Genomic DNA, 16,433 nt, shown 5'->3' with positions numbered 1-16,433 from the left:
CCTAAGTGACTTGAAAATACTTGCTATAGGATGCCATAAGCTAAATTTGTATATAACAAACATCACGAATGCTTTTTAAGATGGGTTATAACCATTTTATTTATTGAATAACAACAAGTTATGTTTACTTAACTTAAATAATTCAGTCAGATAAAATAATTTAAAAAACCACGGTTCCCTGTATTTCCAAGTTACTTTGGTATAAAACGGCAATTTTACATTTAATTGGCGTCAATCACCATCTATTTGAGTTAAAGGGATACTAATTGGATGAATTTTTATAACTTTTATATCGTGCTTTAGCGATTTCACACGAGTTTTAGCTATAAAAAAGCCAGTAACACCACCTAAAGCTGCTGCTAAAATCTGCCAACCTTCGGGAGCCATAAATAATTGCGCCGCAATAAATGCAAAAACCAAGCTTAAAAGGAGCGGTAACATGTAAACAGCAAAAGCATGCCTAACTACATGACTATCATCAAGTGATAAGGTAACTTTTTGACCCACTTCGACCGCGGATTCAAATTTATAGGGGAAGGTTTTTTTTGCAGTGCCAAATAGCTTACCAAACACTTGTGAACCGCAACGACCGTTACAGCCTTCACAAGCTTGTTTTTGCTCTGCTTCTAAATGAGCAATGTGGCCATCAAGGGCCACAATAGTGAGGGTTTGTTCAATCATAACAATCCTTACGAATCGTTTATAATGCGCGAGTAACTGACTCTGCAATCGCTTTTGCGGTCATACTCGGTACATTACCAACAACCGATACATCAAAATTACCGCCATTATGCACATATACTGTCGTTGCACCAGAGGTTAGTGCTCCGCTTAAACGCTTACCTGGCAATGGGCGCTGAATAAATACCGAAATTTCAACAAAACCATCAGAGAACAAGTAATAGTCAGTTAATTCATTATTTAAATCGAGCTTATGCCTATCTGATTTTAGTAACTCAAAACCATCTGGTAACCAACTTATTTTCCAGTTGGTGGCAGCACTATCTTCGTTTATAAGTGCATCATTTGGTAAAGGCGTTGGAAAGTTTCGATTAAGTACTTCAAGTAGCATACTGGCTGGCTGCTCTGTCACACTAATATGCGTAAGTTGTAATTGCTCTAAGGCTTCACCTTCATGGTTTACGTATGCTGCTTTTAATAACAACGACGATTCCATATCCAGCCAAATCCAATAATTATATTTATACTCGTCTTTGGACTCTATGCGAACTAACTGTGCAGCACGCCCTGCGATACGACCCTTTCCGCCAAGCACAAAGTCATAGTGCGCACTTAAGCGATCTATATCTTTAAAAAGTACTTCAGGAATTGGTCCAGCTATTGAATCTGTTTTTAGAGAATAGGGTTCAGACTGAGGTTCAAAATAAGTAACTTGGTTATTAATGCGCACCATTTCTAGGCCAGCACCATTAAGTAAACTTAAATGCTCAAGTTCTGTGTCACCTTGTAAAGCATGCACCCAGCGGTAGGGTTCCATTGTTTTACCTTTAACAACCACAAACGAGGCGTCAAAATTACGGGTATGAACGGCATTAGCCATTTGTAGTAATAAATCTTTGGCAGGATTTGTGTCGCTGGCAAATGCATTAAAGCTTACTACCAACGACAGAACAAAAGTGATTACTTTCATTTAATTAGTTTTTTTCCTCAGACGCTTTGATATTAGTTTGCGCTGTTTCTAAAGAATTCGCAACTCGTGCTTGGCGTTGATGCTCAAGAACTAATGCACCAATACGTTGTTGCTGCAGTTCACGCAAACCTTGCTCTGCATTTTCAAGCGCAGGCTCAGATGAATAACTTACTGGTGACGCCATACCCGCTAGCGGTGTGGTTTGCAGTAATGGAATTTCGCTTTGTTGGTCGTTGTTGCTTTGAGGTAACGTATTAACGCCTACAATAGCAAACATTGCCACACTTGCTGCAATAGCTAGTTGAGCAACTGGCTTGCGCCAATTAAAAGCCACTACTTTATTATCTTGTACTGTTTCAGTGATTGCTTGAGGCTGTGTTTTTGTCTGACTAAAGTCAGCATAAACAGGCTCGCTTTCTAGTGCTAATGCAACGCGATCGCTAATATCAATATGTATGTCGTTATTATTTTTTTGAGCACGCATCGCATCACCAATTAACGCATAACGGCCAAACGTAGTGACATCTTGCTCTGCAATTTTTGCATCGGTCAGATGTTGCTCGCCATCAAGTAATGCCGATAACGCTTCGTTATCTAACTTGTTAAGGTGTGCTTTTGTCATACTAAGACTCGCCTATTAATGGGTTTAATTTGTTATCAATTGCTTCACGGGCACGAAATATACGCGAACGCACCGTCCCGACTGGGCAATCCATTACCACGGCTATTTCTTCATAGCTCATCCCTTCGATTTCTCTAAGGGTGATTGCGGTTTTAAGATCTTCAGGCAAACTATCAATCGTATTAAAAATAACAGCGCGTACTTCTTCGCTTAAAAGTAGGTTTTCAGGAGATGCATTAGATCGCATTGAATCTGCACAATCGTAAAATTCGGCATCTTCGGCGTCTATATCATTTGCTGGCGGTTTACGCCCCTGGGCTACTAAGTAATTTTTAGCACAATTAACGGCAATACGGTATAACCACGTGTAAAAGGCGCTGTCACCTCTAAAGTTAGGAAGTGCACGGTAAGCTTTAATAAAAGCCTCTTGTGCTACATCAGCAATATCGCCTTGGTTAGATACATAACGTGAGATCAAACCTGCAATTTTGTTTTGATACTTCTTTACTAATAGGTTGAAGGCGTTTTTATCTCCTTGCTGGACCCTTTTTACTAGCACTAAATCTAATTCCTGCTCGCTCATTCGAGCCGGTACTCCTATGTCTGATTTTTGCTTGTTATTCATATTGTCGTCATTGTTCACAAATACTCTGACCTCTTTATGAATAAAAAGTTCTGCTTAATATTCTTTTTTTATAAAATAGATGATAAATAACGGCGCTAAGCCTTCAAAATCACTACGTAGTAGTATGACAAATATGATACAACTACAGATATTAAAAACAAATATTGCTCTATATGGGCATTGTAACCGCAAAGTACCTCTGACATGAACCAAAATAAACATCACATTGCAGATGTCGCTATTATCGGTAGCGGCGCAGCAGGCTTATCACTTGCATTATCTCTCGCTAATTATTGTAACGTTACCGTGATCAGTAAAGGAGCGCTTACCGAAGGTTCTACTTTATATGCCCAAGGCGGTATAGCAGCAGTATTTGATAAACAAAACGACAGCATAGAATCTCATGTCGAAGATACACTCGATGCGGGCGGCGGTTTATGCGATAGAGACGCTGTTCATTATACAGCGAGTAATGCTCATGATTGCCTACAGTGGTTAATTGACCAAGGTGTTCCCTTTGATATGGAGTTTGATAGCAAAGGAAAAGAGCGTTTTCATTTAACACGTGAAGGCGGTCACAGCCATCGTCGTATTTTGCATGCTGCCGATGCCACTGGCAAAGCGGTGCAAACTACACTTATCAGCCAAGTTAAAATTCATAAGAATATAACGCTTTTAGAGCAATACAACGCCATTGATTTAATTACAGATAAAAGCGCAGGTAAAACAGGCTCACACATTGAAGGTATGTATGTGTGGAACAAAAAAGCGAAAAAGGTAGAAACCATTTCAGCTAAATTTGTTGCGCTTGCAACTGGTGGCGCAAGCAAAGTGTATTTGTATACTTCTAATCCAGATGTATCAAGTGGTGACGGTATTGCAATGGCATGGCGCGCAGGCTGTAAAGTTGCCAATATGGAATTTAATCAATTTCATCCAACAAGCCTTTACCACCCAGAACTACAAAACTTTTTAATTACAGAAGCGATGCGCGGTGAAGGGGCTTATTTAAAACGCCCTGATGGCACTCGCTTTATGAAAGACTTTGACAGCCGTGAAGAGCTTGCTCCACGCGATATAGTGGCACGCGCAATCGATTTTGAAATGAAGCGTCTAGGCGCTAATTACGTTTATTTAGATATTAGCCACAAAGACAAAGATTTTATTATTGAGCACTTCCCTACTATTTACGCAAAATGCTTAAGTGTTGGCCTTGATATAACTAAAGAAGCAATCCCTGTTGTACCTGCCGCCCATTACACCTGTGGTGGCGTAATGACTGACTTTAACGGTAAAACAGATCTCGATAACTTATATGCAGTTGGTGAAGTGGCTTATACAGGCCTGCACGGTGCAAACCGTATGGCAAGTAATTCACTATTAGAATGTATTGTATTTGCCCACGCTGCAGCTAAAGATATTTTAAGCAAAATTGAACATGCACCTGAGCCAATGGAACTGCCTCATTGGGATGAAAGCCGTGTTAGTAATTCAGACGAGGAAATAGTTATTACCCATAACTGGCATGAGCTACGTTTATTTATGTGGGATTATGTAGGTATTGTACGCTCAACTAAACGCTTAGAACGCGCATTACACAGAGTTGAGTTACTGCAGCAAGAAATACACGATTACTATGCAAACTTTAGAGTAAGTAATAACTTACTTGAGCTTCGTAATTTAGTGCAAGTATCTGAGTTAATTATTAGAAGTGCGATGGAGCGAAAAGAAAGCCGAGGATTGCATTACACAATTGACTACCCTGAACAAAATGAAAACCCAACACCGACTATTTTGACTCCAAAGCGAAATTAATCGCATTTAAAGCCGCGCGCTTTAAGCGTGCATAGCTTTGTTTATTAACACCATTGGCTGAAATTATAAGCCAATGGTCGTTACTAAAACCGTTAATATGCAGCCAGATGCTATTGCCATAAAAGCGACTTTTTTTACTAATTTCACCCTGAACTTGTAAAGCTTCACCCTCAAATCGAAATAGTTTAGGTTCTAATATTATAACGCCGTGATTTGGGTGAATTGCTAACACTTTTTGCCAAACTACAAAACCAGCGACCACATTCATTACTAAGCAAAAAATCATAGCCAAAACTGAACTTAAAAATAAGCATAATATTAAACTCAGCATGCAAAAAAAGACCACAATAGGTTTGTGGTCAGCTTTATTATTTGTAACCGTAAACCTATACACGAACTCGGTCTAAGATAAGTTGAACCATGCTATTTAGCTGCTCATCTTTACATTCTTGATGGCCCATAAACCATGCAAATAAATCAGGATCTTCTTCCGTGAGCAAACGCTGAAAGATAGCCTGTTGCTCTGCGTTTAAAGAGTCGTATGCTTCTTCTACAAACGGCATAAACAAAACATCTAGCTCTAACATGCCACGACGACAAGCCCAACGAATACGTGCTTTACTATGAATTTCAACCATTTTAAACCTCATACTTAATTGACTCGAGTTTAACAAACACAAGCCCATTTAGCAGCTATTAATCTCTCATTAAATAATAAAGTCACACCATTAGGTGCTTGTCTGTACCATACGTAACAACTGCGTTATTATGTCACTTCATTTATATTGCAAAGAAGGTTTTTATGTCGAGCGTTTATGCATGTCCGTTATCTCATCAACTTATTAGCCTCTACGGTGCTGATAAATTATCTTATTTACACGGGCAAATCACTCAAGATCTAAATAAATTAACCAGCAGTAATTATTTGTGGGCTGGCCATTGCAGCGCTAAAGGTAAACTTTGGGGCGTATTTAAATTATTTTCTTATCAAGATAGCTACTACCTTGCGGGTAGCCAAGCCGAAGTTGAAAAATCGTTAGCTGAACTTAAAAAATATGCTGTATTTGCAAAAGTTGATATCAGCGAGTGTTCAAGGCGTTTAATTGGCTTAATTGGTGATGATTTATCTGATGTACTTGCACAACTTGATATTAGCTTTGAAGGCGATGCAAGCGCGTGTGACTTTGAAAATGGTAAAGCATTAAAATTAGCTGATAACCGTGTTTTATTAATGGTTGATAACCAATTTAGCATGCCTGATAACGTATCTACACTTGATAACGAAGCTCTTTGGCAACAAGCAGCCATGCTTGCAGGTGAGCCACAGCTAAGTGCTGATGCAATTGGCGAGTATGTTCCTCAAATGGTAAACCTACATGCTATTGGCGGTATAAGCTTTAAAAAAGGGTGTTATACCGGTCAAGAAACTGTGGCTCGCATGAAGTACCTAGGTAAAAATAAGCGTGCAATGTATATAGTTTCAGGGCAAAGCGAAGGACTACTTTCAGAGCCCGATTTAGAAACCCAATTAGGCGAAAATTGGCGTCGTGCTGGTAAACTTATTGCACAGAGCTTTGATGAGCAAACAAATAAATTAACAGGCCTTGTTGTGTTGCCAAACGATACTGATGTAACTCAGGTACTTCGTGCAAAACACACACCTCAGGTGGAGCTAAGCATTCTGCCTCTACCCTACTCTCTTGAAGATGAATAAATAGGAATGACTATGATCGTTGCGGCAAACAAAGTGGTAAAAATGCATTATTCGGTAATGGATAATGATGGCAATAGCATTGATAACTCGTTCGGTGGTGAGCCACTACACTTTATCATTGGCACAGGCTATTTAATTTCAGGCCTAGAAAATGCTTTGCAAGGCAAACAACCAGGCGACACTCTTAGTGTAAAAGTTGAACCTGATGAAGGTTATGGCGAACGCCACGAAAACCTAATGCAAGCTGTACCTAAGTCAATGTTCGAAGGCATGGAAATTGAAGTGGGCATGCAGTTTCGTGCTTCAACAGACGATGGCGACCAATCAGTAATGATCATCGATATTCAAGATGAAGAAGTGATTGTAGATGGCAATAATCCGCTTGCAGGCATAACACTTAACTTTGATGTAGAAATACTAGAAGTACGTGATGCTACAGAAGATGAGTTAACTCACGGCCATGTACACGGCGAAGGTGGATGTGGTCACGACCACTAACACACTGCAAAAGCAGATATAAAAAAAGCGCCTAAGGCGCTTTTTTTATATCATATTACTAGGTTTAACCGTTTCAGTTTTTACCTTACTAGGAAGCACTATTAACACGTTCTTCTCTTTTAGAGCGGCCAATAAACCTTTTTGATCGTTTGTACCAACTCGATACAGTGTGCCATCTTTAAGCGTTAGCTGTATCGCACTAAAACCAGATACTGTATATACCCAGCCATCGTGAGTAATTCGCATACCAATACCGTGTCTGTAAGAGTTTTGAACTGCCTTAGCTTCTATTACTTCGCTAAGCTCGATACTTTGACCGGCAACGCCTGGACCAAACGCCCAGCTAATTTTTTTATCATCTACTTTTACTGTTAGACCATGGAACAAAAAGCCCACCAGCACTAAAATCCCAGCAAATATTATTAAAGGTCCATCAGCGCCTAACAAATTCCATGCAAGCGCCACAAAACCGCCAATCCACGCCAATACAAAAAAGATAAACACCGCATACTGTTTATGCTGATACATAATATTCTCTAAATTAAATAAATACTTAAAAGCTGTACACCAATGTAGCACTCAGCTCTGAGTCAAACTTGAGTTTATCATCTTCGGGTTTTGAATTATAACGATACATGTAGGTAAATTTAAGCGATACCGCGCCAATCACTTGGCTTATCAGTGCGGTTTCTGATTTTAAGCGAGAATTAAGACCTGAAAGCGACTGCTCTATACTCACATCTTGATTAAAACGAGTACGCTTAGAAACCAAGCGTTCCCACTGCATTGCAACACGTACTAAATAACCGGTTTTATTAATTTCATCTTCGCTCACGTCCGAATCTTCATCAGCTACTGAGCGGTATAAACCAGGTCCTACATCAATATCTACTTTGTTTTTAGAGCCTTGATATACACGCGCACCATAACCTGTTGCTATTGTGCTTTTAAAATCAAGTCCACTAAACTCATCTTCTTCGTAATCGCCGTAAATAAAAAATGAAGAGTTTTTAACGCCCACCTTATAGTTACCTTGAGCAGATACAAATATACGGTTTGCTGTTACATCCGTTTCATCCGTATCATCATTATGATCACGTTTGTAAAGAGAGTCTATTTTGAATTGATTTCGCCACTTTTCAAAATCTTGGTATAAATTACCTTTGAGCTTAAAACTGGTCGAATTAGTGTTACCTTTGCTTAAAATAAAGCCAAATTCAGTATCACCGTAAAACATTTCACCTTTATGTAACTCATGAATTTCTTCATCAGAGAGCTTGCCATATTCATGAAAATCTTCAAATGGATCAACCGCCCAACTTGGGCAGCTAATTATCAAAAAAATTAAAAATAAATACTTACGCACATCACTCTCTCTGCACACAATTATAAAAATAAGCCGTATTGCTTATTCAGTTTCTTTCCATAAAATATGACAAAACGGTGCATCTTTATCACGACTAATCAAAATTTTAGCAAACAAAACATCATCATTTTCAAATTCTAAGCCTACCAATACTTGAATAAAGTGCTCTGGCTCTATCTCAAGGGCTACAAAGTCTTGCCACTGATCATCTGGCTCATCTTCTTCAATAAAGCCTAGGTCTTCTCTAAACTCATTAAAGTCTTCAACATCTTTATCACTTAAGTTATTTGGCGCTAACTCTAAAAAAATATCATAAGCTTGGTGAGTAGCTTCTTCTACCGTATATAAACGTGGACCCGACATATGTGCTTAACCTTAAGCTTTTAAGTTGCGCTATATTATCAAATCTCATCATCATTTTGATAAAAAAAAGCTTAAAACACTGACTTTTTTGTAACCGAGTCATGCTTTATTCAGCATACAACTAAAACGATAAAGAATAATTTAAGTAACTTATTGAATATAAAGGTTACTTTTAATAATTTAAGCTTAAATAGCAGCTTAAACTATTTTTATTATCCCAAATTAAAATTGTTCAGTTTTTTATCATCTAAAACCAATCATTTAAGACTACCGCTTTACTAATAAATTCAATTTATTTAAAAATACCATCACTTTACTTAATTCTTATAACAACATAAGCTCAAGTAACAGGTCAGAGGAGTATGTAATGATAAAACTAGAAAAACAAAATGGCATTGCAACCGTCACGCTTAGCAGAGCTAAAAAGCAAAATGCATTAAGCTTTGAAATGTTTGTAGAGCTAAACAAAGCGATTAAAAATATAAAAAAGGATCGTAGTATTCGCGCTGTTGTAATAAAAGGCGATGGCGAGCATTTTTGTGCCGGCCTTGATATATCAGCAGTAATGGCAGCGCCAATGAACATAGTAAAACTATTACTCAAATGGTTGCCGGGCAATCAGAACTTAGCGCAAAAAGTGGTATTAGGCTGGCAGTCGCTAAGTGTGCCCGTTATTGCACAAATTAATGGCAACTGTTTAGGGGGAGGCTTACAAATAGCTTTAGGAGCTGATTACAGGATTGTTCATGTTGATGCCAAGCTTGCTATTATGGAAGCTCGTTGGGGGTTATGCCCCGATATGGGAGCAAATGTAATGATGAGCGGTTTAGTTAATAGAGATCAAGCTCTTTGGCTTGCAAGCCATGCAAACCCTATTACAGCACAACAGGCAAATGAGCTTGGTTTAGTTACTCAACTTACCGATGATACCCAACAAGCCACGCAAAACATGCTCAATACATTACTTGAACGCTCACCCGATACGCTTGCTGCAATTAAACGTATTACACAACTTAGCTATAAACCAAACCAACGTAAAATACTCGCTAAAGAAACTTTTAGCCAAATTCGCTTGCTACTAAATCCAAACACTAAAAAAGCAATTGCTAAAGCTAAAGGAAAAGCGGGTATAACCTACGCAAACACAAAGCATTGGTAGACTATTGCACAATGCATAAAAGAGTTTGATTTGTTAAAGTTAAGCTCTTATCTTTTCTGTGAGCCACTTTGATGAAATATCTGCTCAGTAGCGCTATTATTTTACTATGTCTAGCCTTAGCTAAACTCATTATGCACTTTATTGGTGGGAGCTTTCCTGCACCGTTACTTGCTATGGTTATTTTATTAGTTTTACTCTTATCTGGTATTGTAAAAGAGCAACACGTAAAACCATGCGCCTCCCCTATTTTAAATATTATGCCTATCTTTTTCATTCCTGCAGGTGTGGGATTTATTGAACATCTCGGCCTTATAAAATCGCATTGGGCATTTTTAGCCTCAGTTGTGGTGCTAGTCCCTATAACGACCTTATTACTTGTTAGCAGTGTAATTGCGTATTTTAAGGGAAAAGAAAATAATGACTAATTTAACTTTTTCCGCTATTTCAGAGCTACAGCCTAATTTATGGTGGCTAAGTATCCCTTTTATTATTGTATTGTTTTTAGCATTAAGGGCCGTAAACCAAAGTATAAAAAACAGCGTATTTAAATCGCTCACTAACCCCGTATTTTTAAGTATTAGTATTATCGCTTTATTGCTAGTTAATCTAAATTTGCCTTATACGCAATTTGCCTCGCACAGCAAATTACTAAGTTGGTTATTAGAGCCCGCGATTGTAGCTTTAGCACTTCCGCTATATCAGCAGTTTACGCACGTACGAAAAAACCTATTACTCATAGTCGCAACTTGTAGCTTAGGTATTGTTAACGCAACCGTTGTAGCATTTTTACTAAGCATGCTATTTAATGCGCCAACGCAGCTAAGTGCATCTGTTGCTGCTCTTAGTGTTACTACGCCAATATCTTTAATTGTTACCGACTCATTAGGCGGGATTAGCTCTCTTGCCGCCGCTTTAGTTATTTTTATTGGTTTATTAGGGGCTTTATTTGGTTTTATGCTTTTTAAACTCGTTAATATTTTTAATCACGAATCTCAAGGTGTTGCCATGGGCACAGCTTGTCACGCAATTGGGACTGCCGCTGCTATTGCCGAACACCCAAAAGTTGGCGCTTACTCATCAGTTGCAATGGCGCTAAGCGCTTTATTAACCGCGATTATAGTGCCGCTGTTATATCCATTTTTAGTCAACATTTTGCTATAGTTGGAAAAATACAACATAGCCCTAACATAGAGCGCTTTATGATCAGTTCTGAAATTGAACAGTTTGAAAAATATTACACCATGCTTACTGAGTATATGGTTACCTACAGTATGCAAATTGTTGGCGCTATTTTTATCGTCCTCATTGGTTTGTGGATAGCACAAAAGCTTGCCAAATTTGTAGCCGCGTTAATGACCCGCCATAATGTTGACATTACGCTCACTAACTTTGTCAGTAGCGTGGTAAAAGTACTGCTAATTGTAATGGTTATAATTATTGCACTTGGCAAAATAGGTATCAGCGTTACGCCTTTTGTAGCGGCCATTGGTGCAGCATCTTTAGGTGCTGGTTTAGCACTACAAGGCATGCTTTCTAACTATGGTGCGGGCCTTGCCATTATAGCCACACGGCCTTTTGTTGTTGGTGATACTATTGAAGTTAAAAATGTCAGTGGCCAAGTTAAAACGATTGAGCTTGGCTACACCATTTTAATTAATGAAGAAAAAGTAGAAATTACCATTCCAAATAAACATATTGTGGGCGAAATACTTCACAACTCGTTTAGTTACTCATTAGTAAAAGGTGAGATAGATATTGCTTATAGTGCTTGCTCTGATAACGCAATTAGCCTTATTGAAGACGTACTCAAAGCCCATGAATTAGTCGCGCAAAATCCATTATCACAAGTAGGTATTGAGCGTTTTGCTGATAGCGGCGTAACTATTAGTTATAGGTATTGGGTACCTACAACTAAAATTATCGAAACTAAGCTAGCTATTAACGGTGGTGTTTATAAAGCAATTAATAATGCTGATATTGAAATCCCATTCCCTCAACGTGTCATCACAATTAATAAAACTGATTTAGAAAGCTAATTAGTTTTGATATTGAGCTTGCATACCGGCAAGCTCAACCTACTTTTAATAAACTAAAGATTTATAATCAGCCCTTCGTCTTTTTTAATTTTTTCGATCACCATATAAGTATGATGAGTGCCCACGCCAGGTATATCGACTAAGTCACCTAGCACTTGTCTGTACTCTTCCATATTAGAAACACGGATTTTTAATAAATAATCATAGCCACCTGCCACCATGTCACATTCGACTACTTGATCTATCCTTAATATGTGCTCTCTAAAGACTTTAAATACAGCAGTATTTGAAGCAACAAGCGATACTTGAACATGCGCTACTAAGCTCTGATTAAGTTTAGCTTCGCTAAGCTTGGCGTAATAGCCTTCAATATAGCCTTCTTGCTCTAAACGTTTAACCCGATCTAGGCACGGGCTGGCGCTTAAATTAACCTGCTTTGCGAGGTTAACATTAGAAATTCTGCCGTTCTTTTGAAGAACGTCTAGTATGGCTAAATCAATACGATCTAGCATGCGTAATCTATTTGGAATTGTCATAACAGAATTTTATGCGGATAAGTTAAATTTATACCCTGTAAATTATCGTAAATCGCGAAATTTAACCAGCATATTCTGCTGAATTTTAATTAGAATGCACTCACAATATCACTGGTAATTTATTGGTAATTAATTTTACTATAATTCTTAACACTCCTGAGGGTTGCTTATGTTATTCAACGGCGATTTAACAACGATTTGTCCTATTAGACAAAGAATCCGTGACTTCTACCGCATAGATGAAAATGCGGTTATTGATCATATTTTACCGCTTGCAGAAGTAGGCGTAAAAGCACGAAGTCGTGCCTGGGAAAGAGCCCGCCAAATTGTTTTAAACATTCGTAAAGAGCAAGATGGGCAAGGCGGTGTTGATGCGCTTTTAAATGAATTTTCACTCTCTAGTGAAGAAGGCGTTGTATTAATGTGTTTGGCCGAAGCGCTGCTTCGTGTTCCAGATAAAGCAACTCAAGATGTACTTATTCGCGACAAATTAGCGAAAGGTGATTGGAGCTCTCATTTAGGAAGCAGCGATTCTTTATTTGTAAACGCGTCTTCTTGGGGATTATTAGTTACCGGTAAAATGGTTAACTACACAGACAAAACGAAAGAACAACAGTTCGGCATGCTTAAAAAGACTATTGGTCGTTTAGGTGAGCCAGTTATTCGTAAGTCTGTAAATTTTGCAATGAAAATTATGGGCAAGCAATTCGTTATGGGTCGTACCATTGACGAAGCAATTGAACGTGCTGCCGATACAGAGCAAAAAGGGTATGTATACTCTTACGATATGCTAGGCGAAGGCGCGCGCACAATGAAAGATGCGAAGCGTTACTTTGACAGCTACATGAATGCAATTCATGCTATTGGTAAAGCGGCAAACGGCCGTGGTCCTGTAAAGAGCCCTGGTATTTCAGTGAAGCTTTCTGCTATTCACCCGCGTTATGAGTTCACTCATAAAGACCGCGTGATGGAAGAAATTGTACCAAAGCTAAAAGAACTTGCACTTGCCGCTAAAAAATACGATATCGGCTTTACAGTTGATGCCGAAGAAGCTGACCGTCTAGATATTTCACTAGATGTAATTGAAGTGGTATTCAGTGATGAAGATCTTGGTGATTGGCAAGGTTTTGGTTTAGCAGTTCAAGCGTATCAAAAACGCGCTATTTTTGTAATTGAATGGCTAACGGACCTTGCAAGCCGTGTTGGCCGTAAGATGATGGTACGTTTAGTTAAAGGTGCTTACTGGGATACAGAAATTAAAACCACTCAACAAGATGGTTTAGAGCACTTCCCAGTGTTTACACGTAAAGCGACTACCGATGTTTCTTACAAAGCATGTGCAATCAAAATGCTTGAAGCGCGTGATGTACTTTATCCGCAGTTCGCAACGCACAACGCTTACACTGCAGCGACTATTTTAGAAGTAGCGAAAGGCGACAACACCGGTTTTGAATTTCAACGTTTGCACGGTATGGGTGAGTCATTATTCGACCAAATCGTAAATGAGGAAAAAATTCAGTGCCGCGTATACGCACCGGTTGGTCAACACGAAGACCTACTTGCATACCTTGTTCGCCGTTTATTAGAAAATGGTGCTAACTCATCATTTGTAAACGCCATTGTAGATACAACAAAACCTGTTGAATCATTGCTACCAGATCCTGTAGAAACACTGCAAGGCCTGCGTAACAAGTACAATACGCAAATTAAAATGCCAATTGATTTATACGGTGAAGAACGTGCTAACTCTAAAGGCATGGACTTAACCGATATTAACGTTATTACCCCTTTCAAAGAGAATCTTGAAACATGGTTTAACGAGCACTTAATTGAGCAAAGCCAAGTACCTGAAGGCTCATTGGCTGTTAAAAACCCAGCGAATCACAAAGAAATCATCGGTCACGTTAAGTTGCAAACCGGCGAAGAAATGAAAGTATTACTGGCTAATGCTGAAGCTGCACTTGAACCATGGTCACAAACACCAGTAAAAGACCGTGCTAATTTACTGCGCCGCGTTGCGGATATTTTAGAGCGTCATCACGATGAGCTCGTTGCTATCTGTATTAAAGAAGCAGGTAAAGTAGCGCAAGACGGTATTGATGAAGTACGTGAAGCAGTTGATTTTTGTCGCTACTACGCAGCGCGCGCTGAAGAGCTATCACAAGATGAGCGTTTTGAAGCCCGTGGTGTTATTTTATGTATTAGCCCGTGGAACTTCCCACTTGCAATATTCTTAGGCCAAGTTGCTGCAGCAATCGTTACAGGTAACACTGTAATTGCTAAGCCTGCTGAGCAAACAAGCTTAATCGCAATTCGTGCTATTGAACTAATGCTCTCTGTTGGTTTACCTGAGCATGTTGTTCAGCCTGTTATTGCTCGCGGTTCTGAAGTAGGCAAAACAATTGTTCCTGATGAACGTATTCAAGCAGTTATGTTTACAGGCTCTACTGAAACAGGCACATTAATTTCTCAAACACTTGCTGCACGTAACGATATTCAAGTACCGTTAATTGCAGAAACAGGTGGCCAAAACTGTATGATTGTTGACTCAACGGCGCTTCCTGAGCAAGTAGTTGACGATGTGATCAGTTCTGGTTTTCAAAGTGCTGGGCAACGTTGTTCTGCTCTTCGTGTTTTATTCATTCAAGATGACGTAGCAGATGGCATTATCGAAATGCTTAAAGGTGCATTGGCTGAGTTGCACATTGGCGACCCATCATTACTATCAACTGATGTTGGTCCTGTAATTGATGAAAAAGCACTTAAAAACTTAAACGAACACGTTGAGTACTTAAAAGGTAATTCTATACTTCATTACGAATGTAAAATTCCTGATAATACGCAAAATGGCGCATACTTTTTTGCTCCTCGTTTATACGAAATTAAAGACTTATCAGTACTTAAGCGTGAAGTATTTGGCCCATGCGTTCATATTGTTCGCTTTAAATCGAATGACATTGATAACGTAATTGACCAAATTAATAACACTGGTTATGGCCTGACAATGGGTGTTCATTCACGTATTGAAGAGCGTTGTGAGTACCTAGCTAAAATGTCACGTGCCGGTAACGTTTACATTAACCGTAACATGATTGGTGCTATTGTTGGTGTGCAACCATTTGGTGGCCGTGGTTTATCAGGTACTGGCCCTAAAGCCGGTGGCCCTAACTACCTACAACGTTTAGTGAAAGAAAAAGCATCTCCAGATAACGTACAAATGACTAACCTAACGCCTGACGAACTTGATTTACACCACTACAGCGGTGCAAATGAACAAGTTAAAAAGCTAATGGCTAACTCAATGCGCGATGAAAAAATTTGGCGTGCAACACCATTAAACGACCGTGTTTCGGCTGTACGTCAGTTGCTTGCTAAAATCGCGACGGTAGAAATTATCGACGACTTAGCAGACGATTTAGCATTAACACTTTCAGAAGCACGTGCTCAGCTTAACCGCCTTGAAAAACACATGCGTAAGTTTACTACCCTGCCAGGGCCAACGGGTGAGTCTAATACACTTCATCTAGAAGCACGTGGTTGTGTAGTGTGTTATGCAGATAAGAGCACATCATTCAACTTCTGGGCACTGTCTATCATTACCGCTATTGCAGCAGGTAACACGGTAATTACAGTGGCATCTGAGTTGTTTTATGATGAAGCTGTTGCCTTTAAAGATAAGTTTATCTCTACAGGTGTTGCTGAAGGTGTTTTCCAAGTAGCTAAACCTAATCAGTTACAAGCTATTTTGGCTCACCCTCATTTAGCAGGTGCGGTAGTTGCAGCTCGCTCGTCTCGCTTAGGCTACTTTAGCCAGCAGCTTGCACAGCGTAAAGGTGCAATTTTACCAGTAATTAGCTCTGAGTATTACGATACGTTAATCAAGCGCTTAATTACTGAAAAAACAATTAGTATTGATACAACGGCATCTGGTGGTAACACATCACTAATGACACTTGTTGAAGACGATGAATAAACTATTTAATATTTTCAGTTAAATAAGTAAAAAAGGCACTGAAAAGTGCCTTTTTTATTTGGTCGTTACGTATAT

18 protein-coding genes are annotated in these 16,433 nt (G+C 39.0%); 8 read left to right on the top strand and 10 right to left on the bottom strand.

What is annotated here, in order from left to right; genetic code table 11:
* Nucleotides 1-231: 231 nt before the first annotated feature.
* Genes I6F53_RS12865 through rpoE form a run of 4 tightly spaced genes read right to left on the bottom strand, consistent with a single transcriptional unit; the run spans nt 232 to nt 2,856 of the window.
* A complete protein-coding gene (locus tag I6F53_RS12865; RefSeq protein WP_197179161.1) occupies nt 232-681 on the bottom strand; it encodes a SoxR reducing system RseC family protein in 450 nt (149 codons plus the stop codon).
* A gap of 19 nt (nt 682-700) precedes the next feature.
* Nucleotides 701-1,651 (bottom strand): MucB/RseB C-terminal domain-containing protein, encoded by a 951-nt coding sequence (locus tag I6F53_RS12860; RefSeq protein WP_166420193.1) that lies wholly within the window; start codon nt 1,649-1,651, stop codon nt 701-703.
* A 4-nt stretch (nt 1,652-1,655) separates the two neighbouring features.
* Nucleotides 1,656-2,273: a sigma-E factor negative regulatory protein gene (locus I6F53_RS12855; RefSeq protein WP_197239793.1), complete on the bottom strand. Its 618-nt coding sequence runs from the start codon at nt 2,271-2,273 to the stop codon at nt 1,656-1,658.
* Nucleotide 2,274: 1 nt separating this feature from the next.
* The gene (gene rpoE, locus I6F53_RS12850) at nt 2,275-2,856 is read right to left on the bottom strand and encodes an RNA polymerase sigma factor RpoE (protein ID WP_002958721.1); all 582 of its coding nucleotides are present in this window, start codon (nt 2,854-2,856) and stop codon (nt 2,275-2,277) included.
* Between the two features lie 246 nt (nt 2,857-3,102).
* On the opposite strand from rpoE, the gene nadB reads away from it, so the two are divergent.
* Nucleotides 3,103-4,713, top strand: a complete 1,611-nt coding sequence (nadB, locus tag I6F53_RS12845) for an L-aspartate oxidase (RefSeq protein WP_197239792.1) — start codon at nt 3,103-3,105, stop codon at nt 4,711-4,713.
* Here the strand turns inward: nadB and I6F53_RS12840 are convergent.
* Both I6F53_RS12840 and I6F53_RS12835 read right to left on the bottom strand, forming a co-directional pair.
* Nucleotides 4,688-5,044 carry a hypothetical protein gene (locus tag I6F53_RS12840; protein WP_197239791.1) on the bottom strand — a complete coding sequence of 119 codons (357 nt, stop codon included), beginning with the start codon at nt 5,042-5,044 and terminating at the stop codon, nt 4,688-4,690. The two genes, nadB and I6F53_RS12840, sit on opposite strands and share 26 nt — an antisense overlap.
* A gap of 55 nt (nt 5,045-5,099) precedes the next feature.
* Nucleotides 5,100-5,351 (bottom strand): FAD assembly factor SdhE, encoded by a 252-nt coding sequence (locus I6F53_RS12835; RefSeq protein ID WP_024598759.1) that lies wholly within the window; start codon nt 5,349-5,351, stop codon nt 5,100-5,102.
* A gap of 164 nt (nt 5,352-5,515) precedes the next feature.
* Here I6F53_RS12835 and ygfZ point away from each other — a divergent pair, with 164 nt between their 5' ends.
* Both ygfZ and I6F53_RS12825 read left to right on the top strand, forming a co-directional pair.
* Nucleotides 5,516-6,427: a CAF17-like 4Fe-4S cluster assembly/insertion protein YgfZ gene (gene ygfZ, locus I6F53_RS12830; protein ID WP_197239789.1), complete on the top strand. Its 912-nt coding sequence runs from the start codon at nt 5,516-5,518 to the stop codon at nt 6,425-6,427.
* Between the two features lie 12 nt (nt 6,428-6,439).
* A complete protein-coding gene (locus I6F53_RS12825; protein ID WP_197239788.1) occupies nt 6,440-6,925 on the top strand; it encodes an FKBP-type peptidyl-prolyl cis-trans isomerase in 486 nt (161 codons plus the stop codon).
* 45 nt (nt 6,926-6,970) lie between these two features.
* Here I6F53_RS12825 and I6F53_RS12820 read toward each other — a convergent pair whose 3' ends face one another.
* From I6F53_RS12820 to I6F53_RS12810, 3 genes are read right to left on the bottom strand one after another with little or no spacing between them, the layout of a single operon-like run.
* Nucleotides 6,971-7,453: a hypothetical protein gene (locus I6F53_RS12820; protein WP_197239786.1), complete on the bottom strand. Its 483-nt coding sequence runs from the start codon at nt 7,451-7,453 to the stop codon at nt 6,971-6,973.
* A 25-nt stretch (nt 7,454-7,478) separates the two neighbouring features.
* Nucleotides 7,479-8,291: a DUF481 domain-containing protein gene (locus I6F53_RS12815; protein ID WP_197179148.1), complete on the bottom strand. Its 813-nt coding sequence runs from the start codon at nt 8,289-8,291 to the stop codon at nt 7,479-7,481.
* Between the two features lie 42 nt (nt 8,292-8,333).
* Nucleotides 8,334-8,654 carry an HI1450 family dsDNA-mimic protein gene (locus I6F53_RS12810; protein ID WP_197175369.1) on the bottom strand — a complete coding sequence of 107 codons (321 nt, stop codon included), beginning with the start codon at nt 8,652-8,654 and terminating at the stop codon, nt 8,334-8,336.
* 367 nt (nt 8,655-9,021) lie between these two features.
* On the opposite strand from I6F53_RS12810, the gene I6F53_RS12805 reads away from it, so the two are divergent.
* The 4 genes from I6F53_RS12805 to I6F53_RS12790 all read left to right on the top strand — a co-directional run bounded on the left by I6F53_RS12805 (nt 9,022) and on the right by I6F53_RS12790 (nt 11,849).
* The gene (locus tag I6F53_RS12805) at nt 9,022-9,813 is read left to right on the top strand and encodes a crotonase/enoyl-CoA hydratase family protein (RefSeq protein WP_197179146.1); all 792 of its coding nucleotides are present in this window, start codon (nt 9,022-9,024) and stop codon (nt 9,811-9,813) included.
* Between the two features lie 71 nt (nt 9,814-9,884).
* Complete coding sequence (locus tag I6F53_RS12800; RefSeq protein ID WP_197239784.1) at nt 9,885-10,238, top strand: CidA/LrgA family protein; 354 nt, start codon at nt 9,885-9,887, stop codon at nt 10,236-10,238.
* Nucleotides 10,231-10,974: an LrgB family protein gene (locus I6F53_RS12795; RefSeq protein ID WP_197179142.1), complete on the top strand. Its 744-nt coding sequence runs from the start codon at nt 10,231-10,233 to the stop codon at nt 10,972-10,974. The genes I6F53_RS12800 and I6F53_RS12795 overlap by 8 nt, the downstream gene beginning before the upstream one ends.
* 38 nt (nt 10,975-11,012) lie before the next feature.
* Nucleotides 11,013-11,849 (top strand): mechanosensitive ion channel family protein, encoded by an 837-nt coding sequence (locus I6F53_RS12790; protein ID WP_197239783.1) that lies wholly within the window; start codon nt 11,013-11,015, stop codon nt 11,847-11,849.
* 53 nt (nt 11,850-11,902) lie between these two features.
* Here the strand turns inward: I6F53_RS12790 and I6F53_RS12785 are convergent, their stop codons facing one another.
* Nucleotides 11,903-12,385 (bottom strand): winged helix-turn-helix transcriptional regulator, encoded by a 483-nt coding sequence (locus tag I6F53_RS12785; RefSeq protein ID WP_197239781.1) that lies wholly within the window; start codon nt 12,383-12,385, stop codon nt 11,903-11,905.
* Between the two features lie 169 nt (nt 12,386-12,554).
* On the opposite strand from I6F53_RS12785, the gene putA reads away from it, so the two are divergent.
* The gene (gene putA / locus I6F53_RS12780) at nt 12,555-16,358 is read left to right on the top strand and encodes a bifunctional proline dehydrogenase/L-glutamate gamma-semialdehyde dehydrogenase PutA (protein ID WP_197239780.1); all 3,804 of its coding nucleotides are present in this window, start codon (nt 12,555-12,557) and stop codon (nt 16,356-16,358) included.
* The last annotated feature ends 75 nt before the right edge of the window (nt 16,359-16,433 follow it).

It is taken from the genome of Pseudoalteromonas sp. SWN29 (assembly GCF_015864465.1).
Classification (GTDB): Bacteria; Pseudomonadota; Gammaproteobacteria; order Enterobacterales; family Alteromonadaceae; genus Pseudoalteromonas.
The sequence above is the reverse complement of the archived record's forward strand: the minus strand, read 5'-3'. Positions and strand labels throughout refer to the sequence as shown.